This window comes from Roseibium aquae, from assembly GCF_008711285.1.
Taxonomy (GTDB): domain Bacteria; phylum Pseudomonadota; class Alphaproteobacteria; order Rhizobiales; family Stappiaceae; genus Roseibium; species Roseibium aquae.
On sequence record NZ_VXDC01000011.1, the window covers coordinates 80285 to 99193 of the forward strand.

At 58.9% G+C, this 18909-nt stretch carries 17 protein-coding genes; 13 read left to right on the plus strand and 4 right to left on the minus strand.

Annotated features, from left to right (window positions below; translation table 11 throughout):
• The first annotated feature begins 6 nt into the window (after nt 1-6).
• The 6 genes from F0184_RS16815 to F0184_RS16840 are packed head-to-tail and all read left to right on the plus strand — an operon-like array spanning nt 7 to nt 6999.
• The gene (locus F0184_RS16815; protein WP_150497368.1) at nt 7-1413 is read left to right on the plus strand and encodes a type II and III secretion system protein family protein; all 1407 of its coding nucleotides are present in this window, start codon (nt 7-9) and stop codon (nt 1411-1413) included.
• A 7-nt stretch (nt 1414-1420) separates the two neighbouring features.
• Nucleotides 1421-2131 carry a CpaD family pilus assembly protein gene (locus F0184_RS16820; RefSeq protein WP_208998530.1) on the plus strand — a complete coding sequence of 237 codons (711 nt, stop codon included), beginning with the start codon at nt 1421-1423 and terminating at the stop codon, nt 2129-2131.
• A gap of 8 nt (nt 2132-2139) precedes the next feature.
• A complete protein-coding gene (locus F0184_RS16825) occupies nt 2140-3438 on the plus strand; it encodes a CpaE/TadZ family protein (RefSeq protein WP_371871146.1) in 1299 nt (432 codons plus the stop codon).
• A 38-nt stretch (nt 3439-3476) separates the two neighbouring features.
• Nucleotides 3477-4979 carry a TadA family conjugal transfer-associated ATPase gene (locus F0184_RS16830; RefSeq protein ID WP_150497369.1) on the plus strand — a complete coding sequence of 501 codons (1503 nt, stop codon included), beginning with the start codon at nt 3477-3479 and terminating at the stop codon, nt 4977-4979.
• A gap of 8 nt (nt 4980-4987) precedes the next feature.
• A complete protein-coding gene (locus F0184_RS16835; protein WP_150497370.1) occupies nt 4988-6007 on the plus strand; it encodes a type II secretion system F family protein in 1020 nt (339 codons plus the stop codon).
• 14 nt (nt 6008-6021) lie between these two features.
• Entirely contained in the window at nt 6022-6999 is a 978-nt protein-coding gene (locus F0184_RS16840; RefSeq protein ID WP_206668367.1) for a type II secretion system F family protein, read from the plus strand.
• Between the two features lie 175 nt (nt 7000-7174).
• Here F0184_RS16840 and F0184_RS16845 read toward each other — a convergent pair whose 3' ends face one another.
• Entirely contained in the window at nt 7175-7954 is a 780-nt protein-coding gene (locus F0184_RS16845; protein ID WP_150497371.1) for a tetratricopeptide repeat protein, read from the minus strand.
• Nucleotides 7955-8173: 219 nt separating this feature from the next.
• Between F0184_RS16845 and F0184_RS16850 the strand changes: the two genes are divergently transcribed.
• The 3 genes from F0184_RS16850 to F0184_RS16860 all read left to right on the plus strand — a co-directional run bounded on the left by F0184_RS16850 (nt 8174) and on the right by F0184_RS16860 (nt 10910).
• Complete coding sequence (locus F0184_RS16850) at nt 8174-9508, plus strand: leucyl aminopeptidase family protein (protein ID WP_425299513.1); 1335 nt, start codon at nt 8174-8176, stop codon at nt 9506-9508.
• A gap of 171 nt (nt 9509-9679) precedes the next feature.
• Nucleotides 9680-10030 (plus strand): MarR family transcriptional regulator, encoded by a 351-nt coding sequence (locus F0184_RS16855; protein WP_150497372.1) that lies wholly within the window; start codon nt 9680-9682, stop codon nt 10028-10030.
• Nucleotides 10031-10046: 16 nt separating this feature from the next.
• Nucleotides 10047-10910, plus strand: coding sequence for a C40 family peptidase (locus F0184_RS16860; RefSeq protein WP_150497373.1), 864 nt, complete (start codon nt 10047-10049; stop codon nt 10908-10910).
• On the opposite strand, the gene F0184_RS16865 is transcribed toward F0184_RS16860, so the two are convergent.
• The gene (locus F0184_RS16865) at nt 10907-12085 is read right to left on the minus strand and encodes a DNA recombination protein RmuC (RefSeq protein WP_150497374.1); all 1179 of its coding nucleotides are present in this window, start codon (nt 12083-12085) and stop codon (nt 10907-10909) included. The two genes, F0184_RS16860 and F0184_RS16865, sit on opposite strands and share 4 nt — an antisense overlap.
• A gap of 111 nt (nt 12086-12196) precedes the next feature.
• On the opposite strand from F0184_RS16865, the gene def reads away from it, so the two are divergent.
• From def to truA, 4 genes are all read left to right on the plus strand, one after another.
• Nucleotides 12197-12721, plus strand: a complete 525-nt coding sequence (gene def / locus F0184_RS16870; RefSeq protein ID WP_150497375.1) for a peptide deformylase — start codon at nt 12197-12199, stop codon at nt 12719-12721.
• 203 nt (nt 12722-12924) lie between these two features.
• The gene (fmt, locus tag F0184_RS16875) at nt 12925-13869 is read left to right on the plus strand and encodes a methionyl-tRNA formyltransferase (protein WP_150497376.1); all 945 of its coding nucleotides are present in this window, start codon (nt 12925-12927) and stop codon (nt 13867-13869) included.
• 10 nt (nt 13870-13879) lie between these two features.
• Nucleotides 13880-14419: a GNAT family N-acetyltransferase gene (locus tag F0184_RS16880; RefSeq protein WP_150497377.1), complete on the plus strand. Its 540-nt coding sequence runs from the start codon at nt 13880-13882 to the stop codon at nt 14417-14419.
• Between the two features lie 7 nt (nt 14420-14426).
• Nucleotides 14427-15248, plus strand: a complete 822-nt coding sequence (gene truA / locus F0184_RS16885; RefSeq protein WP_150497378.1) for a tRNA pseudouridine(38-40) synthase TruA — start codon at nt 14427-14429, stop codon at nt 15246-15248.
• A 137-nt stretch (nt 15249-15385) separates the two neighbouring features.
• Here the strand turns inward: truA and F0184_RS16890 are convergent, their stop codons facing one another.
• Both F0184_RS16890 and F0184_RS16895 read right to left on the minus strand, forming a co-directional pair.
• Complete coding sequence (locus tag F0184_RS16890) at nt 15386-16195, minus strand: DUF2189 domain-containing protein (RefSeq protein ID WP_150497379.1); 810 nt, start codon at nt 16193-16195, stop codon at nt 15386-15388.
• Between the two features lie 125 nt (nt 16196-16320).
• Nucleotides 16321-18675, minus strand: coding sequence for a mechanosensitive ion channel family protein (locus F0184_RS16895; RefSeq protein WP_208998532.1), 2355 nt, complete (start codon nt 18673-18675; stop codon nt 16321-16323).
• Nucleotides 18676-18909: the final 234 nt, after the last annotated feature.

An 18909-nucleotide genomic window follows, 5' to 3' on the forward strand; every position in this document is an offset into this window, starting at 1 on the left:
TGTGTCATGGGTACATGCCGCGCAGCCCTCGTGGCGATTGTGATTGCCTTGATCGGGTTGGCCCTTCCAGGGTCTCCGGCAATTGCCCAGGGCGCTTTTGACAAGCAACTCCACATCGCGGCGGGAGAGCGCGTCTCTAATCGCCTGCTGGGGGTCGGAATTGGCCGGTCGGTGGTCATCAACACCGCCGAACCTGTCGCCGACATTCTTGTTTCCGATCCGGAAATCGCGGATGCCGTGGTTCGCACGCCTCATCGAATTTTCATTCTTGGCAATGAGGCTGGTCAGGCAAATCTCGTTCTGTTCAGCCGCTCCGGCCGGGAACTTGCGAGTTTCAATCTGCGCGTCGAGCCGGACACATCGGATCTGACGAGCCTGATCCGCAAGTTTATTCCCCGAGCGAATATCGAGGCACAATCCATCAACGGCAACATCGTGCTTTCGGGTACGGCGACCAGCACCGCGGATGCGCAAAGAGCTGCTGATCTGGCAGCACGGTTCGCAGGTGATGGAGTGGAGGCCACGGATATCCTGAACATGATCGCGGTCGACGGCAAGGACCAGGTTCATCTGAAGGTCACGGTTGCCGAGGTCGAGCGCTCGATCATCAAACAGCTGGGTGTCAACCTGAGCGGAACCGTGGAGGTGGGCAATTATACCGGAAGCTTCAACAACGCCGCGTCTTTCCCGGTCAATTCATCAATCACAAACCAAGCGGTTGCTGGAGGTCTGTTCGCGGCCGGAGGGGCGCGATTGTCCGCGAACGTGCAGGCCCTGCAGCGCGAAGGGGTCATTCGTACGCTCGCAGAACCGACGCTCACGGCGATATCCGGCGAGAACGCGAGCTTTCTTGCCGGTGGTGAATTCCCGATCCCGATCGCCCAAAACAACGGCGAAGTCACGCTGGAGTTCAAGAAGTTTGGTGTCGGGCTCGATTTCACGCCGGTCGTTCTGTCGGGCGGGCGGATCAGTCTGCGCGTCCTGACGGAAGTCAGCGAGCTGAGCTCGGACGGGGCCATCACCTTGGGGTCCCTGACGGTTCCTGCGCTGAAGGTTCGCCGGGCGGAATCGACAATCGAGCTGCCCTCTGGCGGCACACTCGTGATGGCAGGGTTGTTGCAAGAATCCTACCGGCAGTCGATCACGGGGGTGCCCGGATTGAAACAGCTTCCTGTGCTGGGGGCCTTGTTCAAAAGCCGGGATTTTCTGCGCGAGCAGACGGAACTCGTTGTCTTTGTGACACCCTACGTTGTCTCGCCTGTCGCCGCGAACAAGCTGGTGCGGCCGGACAAAAACCTGGCCCCGGCGACCGATGCAGAGACGATATTTCTCAATCGCCTCAACAAGCTGTACCGGGTCGGTGCCGGTGATACCGGGCAATACCATGGCCAAGTCGGCTTTATCTACAAGTGAGGGATAGATGATGTCTTTTTCACAAAACGTCGGATCCCCGAGGCGGCTGGCCGGTGCATTGGTTCTGGGCCTGGCATTGGCAGGGTGTCAGAATCAGTCGCTCGACACCCCAGAGGGGTATCTCGCCGCCAACGATTACCGGCTCCGGCACCCGATCGTGATCACGGAGCAGCCGGAAACGCTTGATCTGCCGATTGGCGCGGGAACCAGAAGTCTTGGCGGGCCAATGTCGGACACGGTTTCCGCCTTCGCCGCCGATGCCCGCCAAAGAGGCAACGGGCGGGTCGAGATCCTTGTCCCGTCAGGGGCGCGGAATGAAGCCGCAATTCATGCGGTGACGCCGAAGATCCGCGCAGCCCTCCAAAGGGGCGGTGCCGCATCGGTCTCTACGCGTACTTATCCGGTCCATGACGCGACCGCGGATGCGCCCATCAGGCTGTCCTATGCCCGCGTCATGGCAACGGCTGGACCGTGCGGAGACTGGGATGGCAGTATGCAGGGCGGCGTCAACTACAACATCGACTACGCCAATTTGGGTTGCGCGACCCAGGCCAATCTCGCGGCCATGGTCGACAATCCGTCAGACCTTCTCACCCCGCGCGCGTCGACACCGGCTGACCAGGTCCGGCGTGCCAACGTTTTTGAAAACTTCCGCAAGGGCGAGAGCACCGCGAGCGCCTATGAGCAGGGCGTTGGCGCTTCTGTCGCCGAGAACTGAGGGTTGCCATGAGTGCCAATTACCATATGGGCGCGGCAAATATGGATGATGTCTACCCCGGTCCGCAGGGCCAGGAAACAGCGCCTGTTGCCGCAAACATACCGCCGGTGCCAAGGGTTTCGGTTCATGCGTTTTGCCTCAGTGAGACGTCCTTGAGGGTAATCGAAGCGGCCGCAGAGGACCGCCGGATGCTCAAGGCACATGTCAGTACGCATCTGGGCGGAATCTCGGCGGCGGTCGATCACTTCGAGCAGGCGCCGACCCCCAATCTTATCATTGTGGAAGCCAACGTTTCGGGTGGTACGCTGTTTGATGACCTGGACAGGCTTGCGGAATTCTGTGACGCCGGGACGAAAGTGATCGTCATTGGAGAAGTGAATGATGTCCGGTTGTACCGTGACCTGATCCAAAGGGGGGTCAGTGACTACCTAATCCTGCCGTTGGATGTGTATCAGGTCATCGGATCGATCGGCGCTCTTTATACCGATCCGGCGGCGGAACCGCTTGGCCGGACTATTGCCGTTTATGGCGTCAAAGGCGGATGCGGCGCATCGACTGTGGCACACAACATTGCCTGGGCGATTGCGCGCGGCTTTGAGCACGAAGTTGTTGTCGCCGATCTGGACCTTCCGTTCGGCACCGCGGGCTTGGACTTCAATCAGGATCCGCTCCAGGGTGTATTTGAAGCAGTGTCTTCGCCGGACCGTCTGGACGAGACATTTCTCGATCGCATTTTGTCGAAATGCAGTGAGCACCTTAACCTCCTGGCGGCACCTGCATCGCTCGAGCGGACATACGACTACAGCGAGAACTCCTTCGAGCAGTTGATCGACACGATGCGGGCAGGAACGCCTGCCGTCGTGCTCGATGTCCCGCATGCCTGGAATGCCTGGATCAAGAAGGTTCTGGTTTCCGCAGATGAGGTCATCATGGTCGCCGAACCGGACCTCGCCAATCTCCGGAACGCAAAGAATCTCGTCGACGCACTGAAACAGCTGCGGCCAAACGACCGCTCCCCGCACCTTGTGATCAACCGCCTGAACGTGCCCAAGCGTCCGGAAATCAAGCCTGACGAGTTTGCCAGCGCGTTGGGCCTGGACACGTCGATCATGATTCCGTTCGAGCCGCATCTATTCGGAACGGCTGCCAACAACGGACAGATGATCGCGGAAGTTGATCCGAAACACGCCATTGCCGGACTGTTTTCCCAGATGGCCGATAAAGTTTCCGGCAAGGCCAATCCAAGCAAGGCGAAACGGTCTCCGTTAGGAGCGTTGCTTTCGAAACTCGGGCGGAAGGCCGGCTGATAGGCCTTTGACCGTCAAACACAGGATAGTTGACAACCATGTTCGGAAGACGGGGTAACACGCCAAGTGGTCCATCAACGGGACGCGCCATGCAGCCCGTGGCGCGGCCACCCGCGGCTCCCGTGGAAGAACTGGAAAGGGTTCCGGAAGCAGGGTCCGAGGCACCGGTTCCGGCTGCTGCCAAGCCAGCGCCAAAGCCGGATGCACCTGCTCCAACGGCGCCTCAGACGACACCGTTGAGGCGGAAATCGACCGAGTACTACGAAACAAAGGCTCAGATCTTCAATGCGCTCGTAGAAGCGATCGATCTCTCGCAACTGAGCCGGCTCGAAGTCGAAGACGCCCGGGACGAAATTCGGGATGTCGTTAATGACATCATTGCCCTGAAAAATGTCGTGATGTCGATCTCCGAACAGGAGGATTTGCTCGAAGACATCTGCAATGATGTTTTGGGATATGGCCCGCTGGAGCCATTGCTGGCCAGAGACGATATCGCCGATATCATGGTGAATGGTGCCGATATCGTTTACATCGAAACGCAGGGGAAGGTTGAGCAAACGTCGGTCAGTTTCCGGGACAACGCGCAGTTGATGAATATCTGTCAGCGCATTGTGAGCCAGGTTGGCCGCCGGGTGGATGATTCAAGCCCGATTTGCGACGCGCGCCTGCCGGACGGATCCCGCGTGAACGTGATCGCGCCGCCACTTGCGATTGATGGTCCGGCTCTCACGATCCGGAAGTTCAAGCGCGACAAACTGACTCTAGATCAATTGGTCAAGTATGGATCGATTACCCCTGAAGGTGCCCAAATCCTTCAGATTATCGGCCGTTCGCGCTGCAATATCTTGATCTCTGGCGGAACCGGTTCGGGCAAAACGACGCTCTTGAACTGCCTGACGGCCTATATCGAAAACACCGAGCGGATCATCACCTGTGAAGACTCTGCCGAACTTCAGCTTCAACAGCCGCATGTCGTTCGTTTGGAAACCCGGCCGCCGAATCTGGAAGGCGAGGGTGAGGTTACGATGCGCGACCTCGTGAAGAACTGTCTGCGCATGAGGCCCGAACGCATTATCGTGGGCGAGGTCCGTGGTCCGGAGGCGTTCGATCTTCTGCAAGCCATGAACACGGGTCACGATGGTTCGATGGGCACACTTCACGCCAACTCCCCACGTGAAGCGCTTTCGCGTCTGGAATCGATGATCACCATGGGCGGTTTTTCGCTTCCATCCAGAACTTTGCGGGAAATGATCGTGACGTCGATCGACATCGTTGTTCAAGCCGCGCGTTTGCGGGATGGCTCAAGGCGGATCACCCATGTGACGGAAGTGCTGGGCATGGAGGGGGACGTCATCATCACCCAGGACATCTTTGTCTATGACCTGATTGGCGAGGATGCCAACGGCCGTCTCATGGGCCGGCATCGTTCCACCGGGATTGGTCGCCCGAAATTCTGGGACAAGGCGCGGTACTTCGGCGAGGAAGCGCGTCTTGCCCAGGCTTTGGATGCCTCGGAAGCCCCTGAATATATCAGCGATTGAGGAAAGTGATGGACGCGTTCGAGTACTTTCTCAGTCCCGAGATTACAGGTCTGGCGGTCGCTGTCCTGGCGGCCGTCAGCGTCGGGGGCCTGATGTATGCTCTCTTCCAGCCGGCGTTGTCGGGGACGAAGCGGCGCGACGAACGGCTCCAGTCCATAGCAACGCAAGGGCGAACGCTCGAGCAGCGGAAAAAAATCAAAGACAATGATCGTCGGCGAAAGACAGTCCAGGACCAGCTCTCCCAGTTCGAGGAACGTCAAAAAGCCAAGGCGGACAAGCAAAAAAAACTCACTTTGCGGCAAAGGTTGGAGCAGGCCGGGTTTGAATGGGGGGCAAAGCAATTCGTCTTGTTCAGTATCGGATCTGCTTTGGTCTTTTTGGTGCTGGGTTACTTTGTCAGTGGTAACCTTCTCATCACACTCGGGTTCGGGTTCGTTGGAGGTTTTGGCTTCCCCCGCTGGTACATCGGTTACAAACGCAAACGCCGATTTTCTGCCTTTCTCGATGAGTTGCCCAATGCTGTCGATATCATTGTCCGCGGGGTGAAGGCAGGTTTGCCATTGGCCGATTGCATCAAGGTCGTAGCCAAGGAGTCGCGTGATCCAGTTGCCACCGAGTTCCGGAAGATCGTCGAGATGCAGGTGATGGGCGTGTCACTTTCGGAAGCGGTGAGCCGGCTGCCTGAACGGATGCCTTTGGCTGAGGCGAATTTTTTCGCAATTGTGGTCTCGATCCAGCAGAAAGCCGGGGGTGGTCTTTCGGAAGCTCTTGGCAACCTTTCCCGTGTGCTTCGCGGCCGAAAAAGCATGCAAAGGAAAATCGTGGCGCTGAGCTCTGAGGCCAAATCTTCTGCGGCTATTATTGGCTCTCTTCCATTCATTATAACATTGATACTGTATTTTATTGCTCCGGATTACATTATGCTTTTGTTCACAACAACATCCGGAAACATCATACTGATTGGAAGTGGTCTATGGATGACGATCGGAATATTGGTGATGCGCCAAATGATCAATTTTGATTTTTAAACAACGCGGAGAAAGTGGACGTGTCGAACATCGCCAATAGCCAGTTTCTACTCGCCATGCTGACGATGATTGCCGTCGCCGGAACGGTGTTCGTGATTGTTATGCCGATATTCGAGCGGAACGCACTCAAACACAGAATGAAATCCGTCGCTCTGGAACGGGACAGATTGCGGGCCAAGGAACGTGCCCGGCTTGCCACGGAAAAGGGAGATGCCCGCGCATCCTTACGGATGCAATCAGGTGGTCAAAACATCAGGTCCATTGTTGACCGGTTCAATCTGAGATCAATGCTCGCCGACGAAAACACTCAGAACAGGCTTCGCATGGCAGGTTACAGGGGCACTGCTCCTGTCTATACATTTGTGTTCGCGCGGGTTGTGATGCCGATCATCCTCTTCTTGGTGGCGTTGTTTTATTGCTATGTGATACTTGCTGATGCCTTGAACCCTGCGCTTCAACTTTTGATACCGGCTACGGTGGCCGCTCTCGGTTTTTTTGTTCCCAACATCTACGTCCAAAACGCAATCGACAAGCGACAGCTTGTCATCCGCCGGGCATGGCCGGATGCGCTGGACTTGATGCTGATCTGTGTTGAATCCGGGATGTCGATTGAAGCGGCGTTTCAGCGGGTGGCGGAGGAAATCGGCATCCAATCCATTCCGCTTGCCGAAGAAATGAGTCTGACGACCGCCGAATTGTCCTATCTTGGGGAACGCCGCAAAGCCTACGAGAACCTGGCAAATCGCACGGGGCTTGAAGGGGTCAAGAACGTCATGATGGCACTGATCCAGGCCGAGCGCTACGGAACGCCTGTCGCCAGCGCTTTGCGGGTTATGGCCGACGAAAACCGGCAACAACGGATGCAAGAGGCCGAGAAAAAAGCGGCGTCTTTGCCGCCTAAATTGACAGTTCCCATGATCGTGTTTTTCTTGCCGGTTTTGTTCTTTGTCATCATGGGGCCCGCCGTTATGCAGGTTTCGGCATCATTTTAGACAAAATGGTGTTGGGAATTCTCGAAAAGCGCCGGGTAACATGGCGGGACTGAAGTGCAATGCATTCATGCCCCGGCAAGGCAAACGAGGGGCGTCAGGCTTGGTGGGGGCCACGGATCAACAGAGTACAGCGGCTAGGGCTAGAGCCGGATGACGTGACCGTTGGTCTCGAATGTCACCCGCGATTTTGCAGCATGCTCCGGAGGTAGGCGATGTTCGCTTGCGCCTGGCGAGGATCCAGTTCAGCCGTTGCGATCTGCTCGGCTTCGCTGAATTTGCCCCGGAGACCAAGAACCAATGCCAGGTTTTGGCGGACCCGGCTGTCCGCTCCCGGTAGAGCGGCGGCCCGGCGCAAAGTGTATTCCGCTTCGGGCAACTCGTCGGCCAGCAGATGGGACAAGCCAAGATTGTTCAACAGGCTTGGCTCATCTGGCTGGATCTTGAGCGCCTGTTGGTAAAGCGCGCGGGCCTTGTCGTGTTGTCCCATCTGGTCGTAGACCGCCCCTTCCGCGGACAAAAGCCGCCAGTCCGGCGTCTGCGGGGTCTGGGCCCGTTGAATGACATTCAGCGCTTCATCGAAATTTCCGTTCATCGCCAGAACCTTCCCATAGGCCGAGGCGATCGCCCTGTCTTTCGGATGAGCGATGACGCCACTGCGCAAAACGGCGTGTGCCTGCACAATCTGCCCGTTTTTGCTCAAGGCATCCGCGTATCCCATGATGGCGCGCGGGTCCTGCCGGTTCTGTTCATAAGCGCCAGCCCATTGGTCCACATTTTGCCGCGCCGCTGTTGAGCCGGGCACGAGGTCCACGCTTCCGGTGGCCGGGGAATGCGTTCCCACGTCCTGCCGTTTTGACGAAGCGCATCCGCTGACCAGAACCGCAAGGGAAATCACGGCAACTGAAGCCAGAAGGCCGGGGCGCTTCGAAATGGTGTTGGAAACAGACCGTGCCATGTTGCCGTCCTTGAGGCCGTTTTGGAATACCAATGAAATGCAATACCTTGTTAACCCTAATGTTTGGTTAAACGAATGGCGGCGGCTGAATTGCGATGTGGCGGAAGTCGTCGTATGGGAGATCTTGAAAGTTGATCCGACACCAGCCTGGAGTGTGCCGTGCAGACCCTTTTCATCGGTTCCGCCAATGCAGAAAACCCGATCCCTGTTCTCCCAGTTCTGACGAGTGACGTAACTGGCGAGGAGAGAACCCTGCATCAAGCGGTGTGGGATTTCTGCCGGTTGCAGGGGTTTGAGGGAAAAGCCGGGACCGCTGTTCTGGCAAACGATCCGGCGACCGGTTCTTCCGTGGCATTGCTCGGTCTGAGTGAAGAGCCGAACACCGACCCGTTTGCAATCGGGGCTGCGTTGGCAAGGCTTCCGGCCGCGGACTATGCCTTGCCCGACGCAGTGCCCGACTTGCCTGCGCTTCTTCTCGGCTTCGGGCTGTCGTCCTACAGGTTCACCAGATACCGGCCGGCGCAGAACCGGCTGCCCCGCCTTGTGCTGCCGTCGGGCACCGATACCGGCCGGGTTGCGCACATCTTAGCTGGCGTGAATCTCGCGCGCGATCTGATCAATACACCGGCCAATGATCTCGGGCCGGCGGAACTGGCCTTCGCGATCCGCGATCTGTTCGAAGCCCATGGCGGAACGGGTGAGATCATTGAGGCGGGCGAACTGGTCGAGCGCGGTTTTCCAATGGTCCACACTGTCGGCCGGGCGAGCAGCCGGCCGCCGCGTTTGGCGGATTATTCCTGGGGGGATGAGGCTGCGCCGAAGGTGACACTGGTTGGAAAGGGTGTGGTGTTCGATACCGGCGGGCTCGATATCAAACCCTCGAATGCGATGCTGCTGATGAAAAAGGACATGGGCGGCGCGGCCAATGTTCTTGGTCTTGCGGCAATGATCATGGCAGCCAAGCTTCCTGTCCGTCTGCGGGTGGTCGTTCCCTGCGTCGAAAATGCCGTTTCGGGTGAGGCGTTCCGCCCCGGCGACGTGCTGCGGAGCCGGAAGGGATTCACCGTCGAAATCGGAAACACCGACGCCGAGGGCCGCCTTGTCCTCGCCGACGCCCTCGCGCTGGCTGACGAGGAGGAGCCGGACCTGCTGATCGACATGGCGACTCTGACGGGTGCGGCCCGTGTGGCTTTGGGCCCCGATCTTCCGCCCTTTTTTACCCCTGACGACGACCTGGCGGAAGACATCGCCATGATGGCGGATGCGGCGAATGATCCGCTGTGGCGGCTCCCGTTATGGCAGCCTTACATGAAGTATCTCGAAAGCCGGATCGCCGATATCAATCATGTCAACACGGCCGGAGCCGGGTTTGCCGGTTCCATCACCGCGGCCCTGTTCTTGTCCCGGTTTGTGGAAAAAGCAGGCAGCTGGGTGCATTTCGATATCTACGGCTGGGTTCCGATTGACAAGCCGGGCCGTCCCGTCGGCGGTGAGGCGCAGGGCATTCGCGCGCTTTTCGACCTGATTTGTGATCGCTATGGAGACCCGGCTTAAGACGCTCAGGCATTCGCAATGACATGCCGGAGATGCCCGGCCGATCAAAAACGTGCGGCCTTGGGCCTGCAATCAAGTCCGCGTCAACTTGAACGCTTGCGATAAATAGTAACGGAGCCGAAACGAAGAATCTGCTACTGCGGCGTATGAGCGTCACAATGCGAGCGAGCCATGCCGATTGACTTGCGCCCTGGTCAGGCGCTGCGTCTCTTGCACGAGGTCAATTTGTGCCTCGTGAGGGACGGGGACTTTGATCTATCTGCACGGCAGATGACAATCCTGCTGACCGTCTATCTGGAGCCGCCGCCGCACACGGTGCGCGGTCTCGCAACCCGTCTCAATGTGACGAAACCGGCCATCACCCGCGCGCTCGATACGCTTGGAAACATGAAGCTGCTCACCCGGAAGCGCGATGAAGCCGACCGGCGTAATGTGATCATTGGACGCACGGTTGAAGGTGCGCTCTATCTGGATCAACTGGGAAACCTGATCACGGTGAAAGCAAGGGGCTTGCCCCGGTGACTTGAAGGGAGGCGTCATGACGCCATTCGACCGCAGACGGCACCCGGTTCGAACGGATCTGGCCGCCGCTGACTATGAGGGCCTGGTGGAAGCAGGCCGTTTTGTTGAAGGCGAAGTACACCAGGTTCTGTGTGACCGCTTGCAGATGCGCGCCGAGCCCGATCCAGCGAGCCCGACTGATACCGAGCTTCTGCGGGGAGAGTGGCTGACGGTGTACGACAGAACGCCCGGTGGGTTCGCCTGGGGGCAACTGGACACTGACGGCTATGTCGGCTGGGTCCCCGAGGATGGATTGGGGCCGGTGACCCCAGCCACTCACCGTTTGCGCGCCTTGCGTTCCTTCCGCTATCCGGAGCCGGACCTCAAGAGGCCGCCCGTGGGTTTGCTTTCGATTGGATCCAAAGTCTGCATTGTCGACGAGGTGGAGGTTCGCGGGCTGGTTTACGCGCGCTTGGAGGACAGCTCGTTTGTGGTGGCAAGGCATCTTGTCGATCTCAATCACATTGAGCCGGATTGGGTGTCTGTGGCCGAGGAGTTTTTGGGCACGCCGTATCTATGGGGCGGGCGGAGCAGCTTGGGGCTGGATTGCTCGGCTCTGGTTCAGCTTGCGGCCCAGACGGGCGGATACGACCTGCCGCGCGACAGCGACATGCAGCAAGCCGAGGCCGGCGACGAAATCCCCCATGACGACCGTGCGGGATTTCAGCGCGGCGATCTTTTGTTCTGGAAGGGGCACGTTGCAATCATTGCTGCCCCGAACCGCCTTCTGCACGCCAACGGGCATACGATGACCGTTGCCTTCGAAGAGCTGGATCAGGCCATTGAGCGGATAGCGGCCACCGAATGGGGCGCCATCACAAAGGCCCGGCGGCTGGCTTAGGGGGTCAACGACGCGGCCCGGGGTGGGCTTTGTGCCGGTTGCTCGGCGGACGCGTCCCCAAGCTCCAGATCCTCGATCTTACGGCTGCGTTTCGAGATCTTGTCGGTTGAGATAAGGATCTGATCGATATCCTTGTTTGCCTGCGCGAAGTGGGACTGCAGCTTCCCGACACGATCGTTCAGCCGGCCGATATCGTCCATCAGATGTCCGACTTCCGCCTGGATCAAGTGTGCCTGTTCCCGCATTTTGGCATCCCGCAGGACGGCCTGAATGACCTGGATCGACAACATAAGCAGCGAGGGTGACACGATGACGACCCGCGCCCGATGGCCTTTTTGAACGAGATCTTCGAACCGCTCGTTGAGCTCGGCGAAAACACTCTCCGAGGGGACGAACAAAAAGGCCGTATCCTGTGTCTCTCCGGGCAGAAGATACTTTTCCCGGATGTCCTGGATGTGTTTGGTCATGTCGCGCCGGAATTGGGCCTGGGCCGCCTTCAGCGCCTCCTCCGTGTCCGCCTTGCGCAAAAGATTGAACGCTTCCAGAGGAAACTTCGCATCGACCGCCAAAGGCGGCGCGCCATTGGGCATGTGGATCAGGCAGTCCGGGCGGCTGGAATTGGAAAGCGCCGTCTGGAAGCTGTATTGGGATGGGGAAAGCTGATCCTGGATGATCGCCTCCATCCGGCCCTGACCAAATGCGCCCCGTGTTTGCTTGTTCGCAAGGATCGCTTGCAACTCGCTCACCTGGCCGGACAGGTCCGAGATTGTCCGCTGGGCCCTGTCGATCACCGCCAATCGCTCGTGAACCTGCCGCAAACCATCATGGGTCTGCCGGCCCGTGTCCGCCATGGAAAGACCCAGCTTGTGTCCCATCCCGTCCAAACGGTCATTGACTGCCCGCATCATGTCCGACTGGCGCGAACCAAACACCTCGGCCATGGTTTGCATGCGGCCGGTCATCTCGCCCTGGGACCTGAGGATTTCGGAAAGGTGGGTTTCCAGTTCGTGGATCCGCTCGCGGGCGGCCTCATCGGTTTGAGCCCGCGCCCGCACCTGGCGCAATATGTTTAAACCGAGCCATAGAATAATGACCAGCAGCGCCAGTCCACCGGCCACGGCAGCTTCGAAAAGCGAGATCGGGCGGCCCGCGATTACAAATACACTATCCATCATGAAACAAAGATAGAACGATTCGCGGATCCTTGCAGAAATCATGGTGCTGGCGGGCGGGAAACTGCGGGATTTCACGTTGACCGGCTGGCGCAGGTTGCTTATGTCAAACCCATGACGACGCACACCATTCTAACGATTCCAGACACGCTTCTGCGGCAGACATGCGCCCCGATCGCCAATGTCGACGATGAAATCCGGGGCTTGGCCGACGACATGCTGGAAACCATGTACCATGCGCCGGGGATCGGCCTCGCGGCGAGCCAGATCGGCGTGCTGAAACGGATATTCGTTCTCGACGTCGCAAAGGAAGGCGACCCCAAGGCACCGATGGTCTTCATCAACCCGGAAATCACATGGGCGAGCGATGAACTGTCGGTCTACCAGGAAGGCTGCCTGTCCATCCCCGAGTTTTACGAGGACGTGGAACGCCCGGCGGCCGTGAAAGTTTCGTTCATCGACCGAAATGGCGACCCTAGGGAACTGGAAGCGGATGGGTTGCTGGCGACCTGCATTCAACACGAGTTGGACCATCTCAACGGGAAACTGTTCATCGACTATTTGTCAAAGTTGAAGAGGGACCGCGTGATGAAGAGATTCAACAAGCAGGCACGCCTCACCGGTAAAGCCGCCAGTTAGCAGGCACACAGGCCGGAAGCCGGTCTGGCTACCCGTCTTTGGTCATGCCGCCGGCCCGAGCCTGGACCCCGAATACGGGCAGGGGCCCGTCGAACCCGCCCGTTCGGCCCTCGACTGTCGGGCGCTGGAACAGTCTTGCGGTTGCCCGAGGCGCTCTGATTGGTCCATAACGGCGCTCAACTCACTCACGCGTCAGGAGCATCATGACCCTTCGCATTGTTTTCATGGGAACTCCGGATTTCGCCGTGCCGGCCCTGATGGAAATCATCGGGCAAGGCCATGAGGTTGTGGCCTGTTACACGCAGCCGCCGCGTCCCGCCGGGCGTGGAATGGATTTGAAAAAATCTCCCGTTCATGAGGCGGCCGAGGCGGTCGGTATACCCGTGTTCACGCCCACGAGCCTCAAGGGTGCTGGGGAACAAGAGGCGTTTGCCGGGTTGCAGGCGGATGTCGCGGTCGTGGTCGCCTATGGGCTGTTGCTCCCGAAGGCGATCCTGGACGCGCCGCGCGAGGGCTGCTTGAACCTTCATGCCTCCCTGCTTCCCCGCTGGCGGGGGGCGGCGCCGATCAATCGGGCCATCATGGCCGGGGATCTTGAAACCGGAATTCAGGTCATGCGGATGGAGGAAGGACTGGATACCGGCCCCGTTTGCATGTCGGAGACGGTTCCCATCGGCCCGGACCTGACAGCGGGTGAATTGCACGACCGGTTGTCGGGCCTCGGCGGAGACCTGATGGTCCGGGCACTGGCCGCCTTGTCACGCGGTGCGTTGACTCAGGTAACACAGCCCGAAGATGGCGTGACCTACGCGCAAAAACTCGACAAGGGGGAAACCCGCATAGACTGGTCCCAGCCGGCCGGGACGGTGCACAATCATATTCGCGGCCTGTCGCCCTTTCCCGGCGCGTGGTGCGAGTTTATCGTGAATGGCAAGCCGGAGCGCTTGAAAGTGCTGCGCAGCACGCTCGAGCCCACGGCCGGCCCGGGCGCGCCGGGCGAGCTGGTGCGGATCGACAGCGATCCGGTCGTCGCATGTGGGACCGGTGCGGTTCGCCTGACGCAGGTTCAGCGCGCTGGGAAAAAGCCTATGAGCGGCGAGGCGTTTCTGCGCGGTGCGCAGATCCATCCCGGCACCGTGCTGATTTGAGGGAAACAGAATGCCCCATAGTCCCCTCCTCGATGGTCTGTCCGTCCGTCCCTTTGAAAGCGCCGACAAGGATCATGTGCGCGACATCATCGTTGCGGCCTTCGGTCAGGAAGCCGAGGCGAATCTGGTCCGGAAGCTACGCCATTGCGGTGCCCTCGTGCTGGAGCAGGTCGCGGTCGGCGAGGACGGCGCGATCCTGGGGCACATCGCCTTTTCGCGGGCGACCCCTGCCGCCATTGGCGCGGGGCAAGGGCTGCATGTCACCTGTCTTGCCCCCATGTCCGTCCGGCCCGCTTATCAAAAGCAAGGCATAGGCGGCGCCTTGATCCATTCGTCATTGGCGCGTTTGAGGGAGACGGGCGAGGATCTGGTCCTCGTTCTGGGACCGCCGACCTATTATCCCCGCTTCGGTTTCGATGCCGAACTTGCCACGAAGATCTCCGGCCCCTATGCCGGCGCGGCCTTCATGGCGATGGCATTGACAGAGGCGGGCAAGCGCGACCTGCCGATCGAGGTTGCATTCCCAACGCCTTTTGAAGAGTTCGAATAGGCCGGCCATGCCGCGGTACAAGCTGACAGTGGAATATGACGGCCGGCCGTTTTGCGGCTGGCAACGGCAGGCCAACGGCCCGTCCGTCCAGGCTGTGATCGAACGGGCGCTGAAGTCTTTTTGCGGCGAAGACATCACTATCGGCGGAGCCGGGCGGACAGACACGGGTGTGCACGCCCTCGGTCAGGTGGCGCACGCGGATCTGAACAAGGACTGGCCCGCGGATACGGTGATGAACGCATTGAACTTTCACTGCCAGCCCGATCCGGTGGTCATTCTCGCCTGCGAGAAGATGCATGACGGGTTCGATGCCAGGTTTTCGGCGATCCGGCGCGCCTATCGCTATCGGATTCACAACCGGGTTCCTCCGCTCACCCATCAGCGGGGGCTCGCCTGGCATGTGAAGGCACCTTTGGACGCTGAAGCCATGCACGCGGCGGCGCAGGAGTTTGTTGGACACCACGATTTCACAACCTTCCGGCATTCAAGATGTCAGGCGAAGTCTCCCGAAAAGACCTTGGAAGAGTTCTCGGTGCGCCGTGAGGGAGAGTTCGTCATTGTCGAGTGCTCCTCACGCTCCTTCCTGCACAATCAGGTGCGCTCCATGGTCGGGAGCTTGCGGCTTGTCGGGGAGGGAAGATGGGGCCCTGGCGATATCACCAAGGCCCTTGAGGCGCGGGACAGAACAGCCTGTGGCCCGGTCGCGCCCGCCGACGGTCTTTACCTGACACGGGTCGACTACCGGTCTGCCGAATTGGACATAGCGTCACTAACGGACTGGCTGGCCCGCAAAGCTGAAATGGATGCACCAGAACCAGATCGGCCCTAGGCAAATGGTCGCAAGATTGCATCGGCGCGCCATCAGTCTTGTCAGGAAAAGACATTCCAAGGCCCGAAACGTGCCAGCAATCATCCCCGGTCAGATCAGGGCGCGCCGCTTCAAACTGACCGGAAGCCATTCCAGTCCTAGGTTTCGGGTGCGACGCACTTCTTGTAGAGATGCCAGGTCGCATGCCCAAGGATCGGCAGTGTCACGACCAGGCCGATAAAGCCCGGAATAATCGACACGACCAATGTGATCGTGACCACCAAGGCCCAGCCGATCATGGGAATCGGCGAGGTCGCCACCGCCTTCACGCTCGTGATCATCGCCGTGATGAAATCCCGATCCCGCTCCATGAGCAAGGGAAAGGACACAACGGTGATGGAGAACAGGATCAGCGACAATATGGCACCAACCACATGGCCGACGGCCAGGAACATGAGGCCTTCCGGCGTGCCCACGATTGTGTTGATGAATTCGGAGAAGGACGCGAAAGACTGAAAACCGAGGAACAGAGCCAAAAGCAGCCGCACCTGGTACATCCACATGATCTGGATGAAAAGAACCACGAACGCCATCCAGGACAGTTCCTTGCCCTTTTGCGCCCACATGGTCCCGAAAATACCGCTCCAGGTGACAGGGTCTCCAGTTTCCAGGCGGCGGCTGATTTCATAAAGGCCAACGGCTGCGAACGGGCCGATCAGAACAAAGCCGGCGGCCAGCGGGTAGCTCAGATAGCTCATGCCGAGTGCTGCCGCGCTGGAAATCACCAGCAGGCCCCCGACTGCAAAAAACGCTCCGATCGATAACCCGTAGACCGGCGCGGCCTTGAAGTCGCGCAGGCCCGCAGCCAGTGCATCGACGACATCGTCCTTGGTGATCTTGTTGACCACCGGATCGGGCCGATAGCTTGGTTTGTCGGCGATGGTCGCCGAAGCCTCATGATTGTCCATGGTGAAAGCTTCCTCCCAAAAGCTTCAGTCATGAATCGCAGAGTGACCCCAAACGGGGAAATTTCCAATCCCCCATTCGGACGAAAACGGCCGCGCCCGAGCAGGCAAGGCTGTTGCTTCTGTTCTCAAGCCGCCGGCGTTGGCGTTTTGGGCGGGTCGGCGGCACCGGCTGCGGCCGTCGCAATTTGCTGCTTCTGGTCTTCGGGCAGGTCTTGAAGCGCAGGCGGAAGCTGGACGCGGACTTCCCGGCGCGCGAACTGGATCCCATTCTCCTCGAATGCATGCTGAACGCGTCTGTAGACTTCCTTGCGCACGCCGAATTGCTTGCCGGGCTTGGTTGTAAACTTGCCCCGCACGACGATGCCCACTTCGTCAACATCGGCCACGCCTTGACCCTTGAAAGGGGCTATGATGTCGTCCTTGAACTCGTCCATTGCCATCATGTCCTGGCCAATTTTCTTGAAGAGTTTGCGGACCTTCTCGACATCCGTATCAAACGGGACGGTAAATCTGAGCTTCATGATCACCCAGTCGCGGCTCATGTTGGTGAGTTTGGGAATCTCGCCATAGGGCACGATGTGGATTGGGCCATTTGCTCCCCGAAGCTGGATGGAGCGGATCGAGATTTTTTCGATCGTGCCCTGGATTCCGCCCGCATCAATATATTCGCCCAAGCGGAACGCATCATCCATCAAGAAGAAAACCCCCGACACAACATCGCGGACAAGCGTTTGTGCACCGAAGCCGACGGCCAGACCCAAAACACCGGCACCGGCGAGAAGGGGTGTGATGTTGACGCCGATCTGAGCGAGCGCGAGAAGGGTTGTCAGGACAATGATCGTGACCTGCAACGTGACTTTCAAAAGGGGCAGGATGGTCGCGATACGGGATTTTCCCGCTCCCCCCATTTCTGCGTCCTCACTGTTACTGGCAGCCGGCGGAGAATCTTTTGCCAACTGATGGTTGACCCAAAGGCTGACCAATTCCCACGCCAGATACCCTGCTGCCAGAATGAGAAGGAAGCCGACCGCATTTTGTCCAACGGTTGAACTGCTTTCGGCGCCGAAGGACAAAAGGTCTACGCCGTAAATCCGCGCGATGGACAGTATGAGCGCGGTCAACAATGCGACACGGGCAATCCGGATGTAGCTATGCCGGGTTTGAAGGTAAGCGGCTTCGGCCACCGGACCGACGCCCTGCATCGGTGGGATAACGTGGGAAACAATGCCCCGCACCATGGTGTCGAGGAAAGGGGCAAATAGGACAAGCGTGATCACACCCAGGGACTGTTCCCCGGTCAACACCCCTTGGCCGGAAACGACACTTGCCCGTACCAGAAGCCAGTTGAAGGCAACAAAGGCCATGGAAAAGTAGGGCCAGAAGTAGGCCATTCGCTCCAGGCCGGTTGAAGGTTGTTCCTCATCGCCCAGGATGATCTCCGTCAGACCTTTCCGTGCTTTCCAGATGATCAGAAGAATCCAGGTGTTCACTGCGAGCCCGACAAAAAACCGGAACGTCTCATCAAGATCATAGCCAGAGAGTACAATTAGCTTGTTGAAAAAGAGGGCCGCCCCCACCACAGCAAAAAGAACAATCAGGTTCTTGTAAATGAAGGTCGCCGTCCAGTTGTTCGCGCGCACAAGCCGGAGTTCGGGGCGATGGGGTGCGAGGGCAAAACGTAGAATGGCTCCGATCAAACGTGGCATGACCACCATCAGGAAGATGGCCTGCATGGCAAGGCTCGCTGCTGGTGTCGCGGTGCCAGCGACCCGGCCGCCGATCAAGACGACCACGGCAAACGCGAACAGCCCCCCAGCGTCCAAGGCAAAGCGGGTCGATACCATTTTAACGGTCTGAAACAGGCTCTCGGGTTTGTTGGTGCGAACAGCATCGCGCCGTTTGCGGGTGAACCGGTTGAAGACCAGTTCGGCGGCGAAACCGAGCGCGGTCAAGGCCAGGGCAAGTCCAAGAAACGGGATGAACGGACCGGCGAGCTGACCTTGCACAAGAGCGCCGATCGACCCGATCGCAGCCTGGACAAGATCGGGTATGGAGGAAAAATATCCGGCAAGCATCGCGATGAACTGGTCAAAAAACGCGTCCAGCTTGTCGAGAAAAGGCAGGGACTCAACAGGGGGCGGAGTCATTGCGGTGGACTGCGTGCCCTCGGTGATGAGCTGCATGAGCTGGCTCAAGGCGTCGAGCTGGTCCGGGTCGAGGCGGTCGACCAATTCCTGGATCGCTGCAGGTTGCAGGTTTTCCGGGACGTCTTTCGGACGCTCCTGCGCGGTGGCCGGGGAGAGCCCGCCAATTAGCAAGCCCAGAAAGGCGGCGCAAATAGGCATTTTCCAACTGTTCTCGGGCCCTCGGTTCCTATCGTCTTGTCCGGGCAAACCGCGAAAGACCGGAACACGGGTTCCAAACGACACGACGAGATTGAGGATGTGGGCTGCGGCCACTGAAAACAGGGAAACGCTCAAGTCTGTAAGCTCCCGAAAATGTAAGGATCGACTGCTGCTTCCGACGAATGATCCTTGAGTATTAGACTTGATGTTACGAAACAATGATTGGTTTGTCCGCCAGAGTTTTACATGCGACTGCGGATGGCGCTGCGGACCCGAGGCGGGCTCGTGTTATCGCAAGGTCGTTAAAATAAGCCTTCCGGCTTGATCGCCGGCGGAGTTGCGACTAACTCCTCATCAAGTTTCATGAAC

What these genes read in the sequence shown, in the direction of transcription:
- F0184_RS16835 (WP_150497370.1), top strand. Translation starts at nt 4,988, where the DNA reads ATGGACGCGTTCGAGTACTTTCTCAGTCCCGAGATTACAGGTCTGGCG.
- F0184_RS16890 (WP_150497379.1), bottom strand. Translation starts at nt 16,195, where the DNA reads ATGGACAATCATGAGGCTTCGGCGACCATCGCCGACAAACCAAGCTAT.
- F0184_RS16855 (WP_150497372.1), top strand. Translation starts at nt 9,680, where the DNA reads ATGCCGATTGACTTGCGCCCTGGTCAGGCGCTGCGTCTCTTGCACGAG.
- fmt (WP_150497376.1), top strand. Translation starts at nt 12,925, where the DNA reads ATGACCCTTCGCATTGTTTTCATGGGAACTCCGGATTTCGCCGTGCCG.
- F0184_RS16825 (WP_371871146.1), top strand. Translation starts at nt 2,140, where the DNA reads ATGAGTGCCAATTACCATATGGGCGCGGCAAATATGGATGATGTCTAC.
- F0184_RS16820 (WP_208998530.1), top strand. Translation starts at nt 1,421, where the DNA reads ATGATGTCTTTTTCACAAAACGTCGGATCCCCGAGGCGGCTGGCCGGT.
- F0184_RS16880 (WP_150497377.1), top strand. Translation starts at nt 13,880, where the DNA reads ATGCCCCATAGTCCCCTCCTCGATGGTCTGTCCGTCCGTCCCTTTGAA.
- F0184_RS16830 (WP_150497369.1), top strand. Translation starts at nt 3,477, where the DNA reads ATGTTCGGAAGACGGGGTAACACGCCAAGTGGTCCATCAACGGGACGC.
- F0184_RS16865 (WP_150497374.1), bottom strand. Translation starts at nt 12,085, where the DNA reads ATGATGGATAGTGTATTTGTAATCGCGGGCCGCCCGATCTCGCTTTTC.
- F0184_RS16815 (WP_150497368.1), top strand. Translation starts at nt 7, where the DNA reads ATGGGTACATGCCGCGCAGCCCTCGTGGCGATTGTGATTGCCTTGATC.
- F0184_RS16845 (WP_150497371.1), bottom strand. Translation starts at nt 7,954, where the DNA reads ATGGCACGGTCTGTTTCCAACACCATTTCGAAGCGCCCCGGCCTTCTG.
- truA (WP_150497378.1), top strand. Translation starts at nt 14,427, where the DNA reads ATGCCGCGGTACAAGCTGACAGTGGAATATGACGGCCGGCCGTTTTGC.
- def (WP_150497375.1), top strand. Translation starts at nt 12,197, where the DNA reads ATGACGACGCACACCATTCTAACGATTCCAGACACGCTTCTGCGGCAG.
- F0184_RS16860 (WP_150497373.1), top strand. Translation starts at nt 10,047, where the DNA reads ATGACGCCATTCGACCGCAGACGGCACCCGGTTCGAACGGATCTGGCC.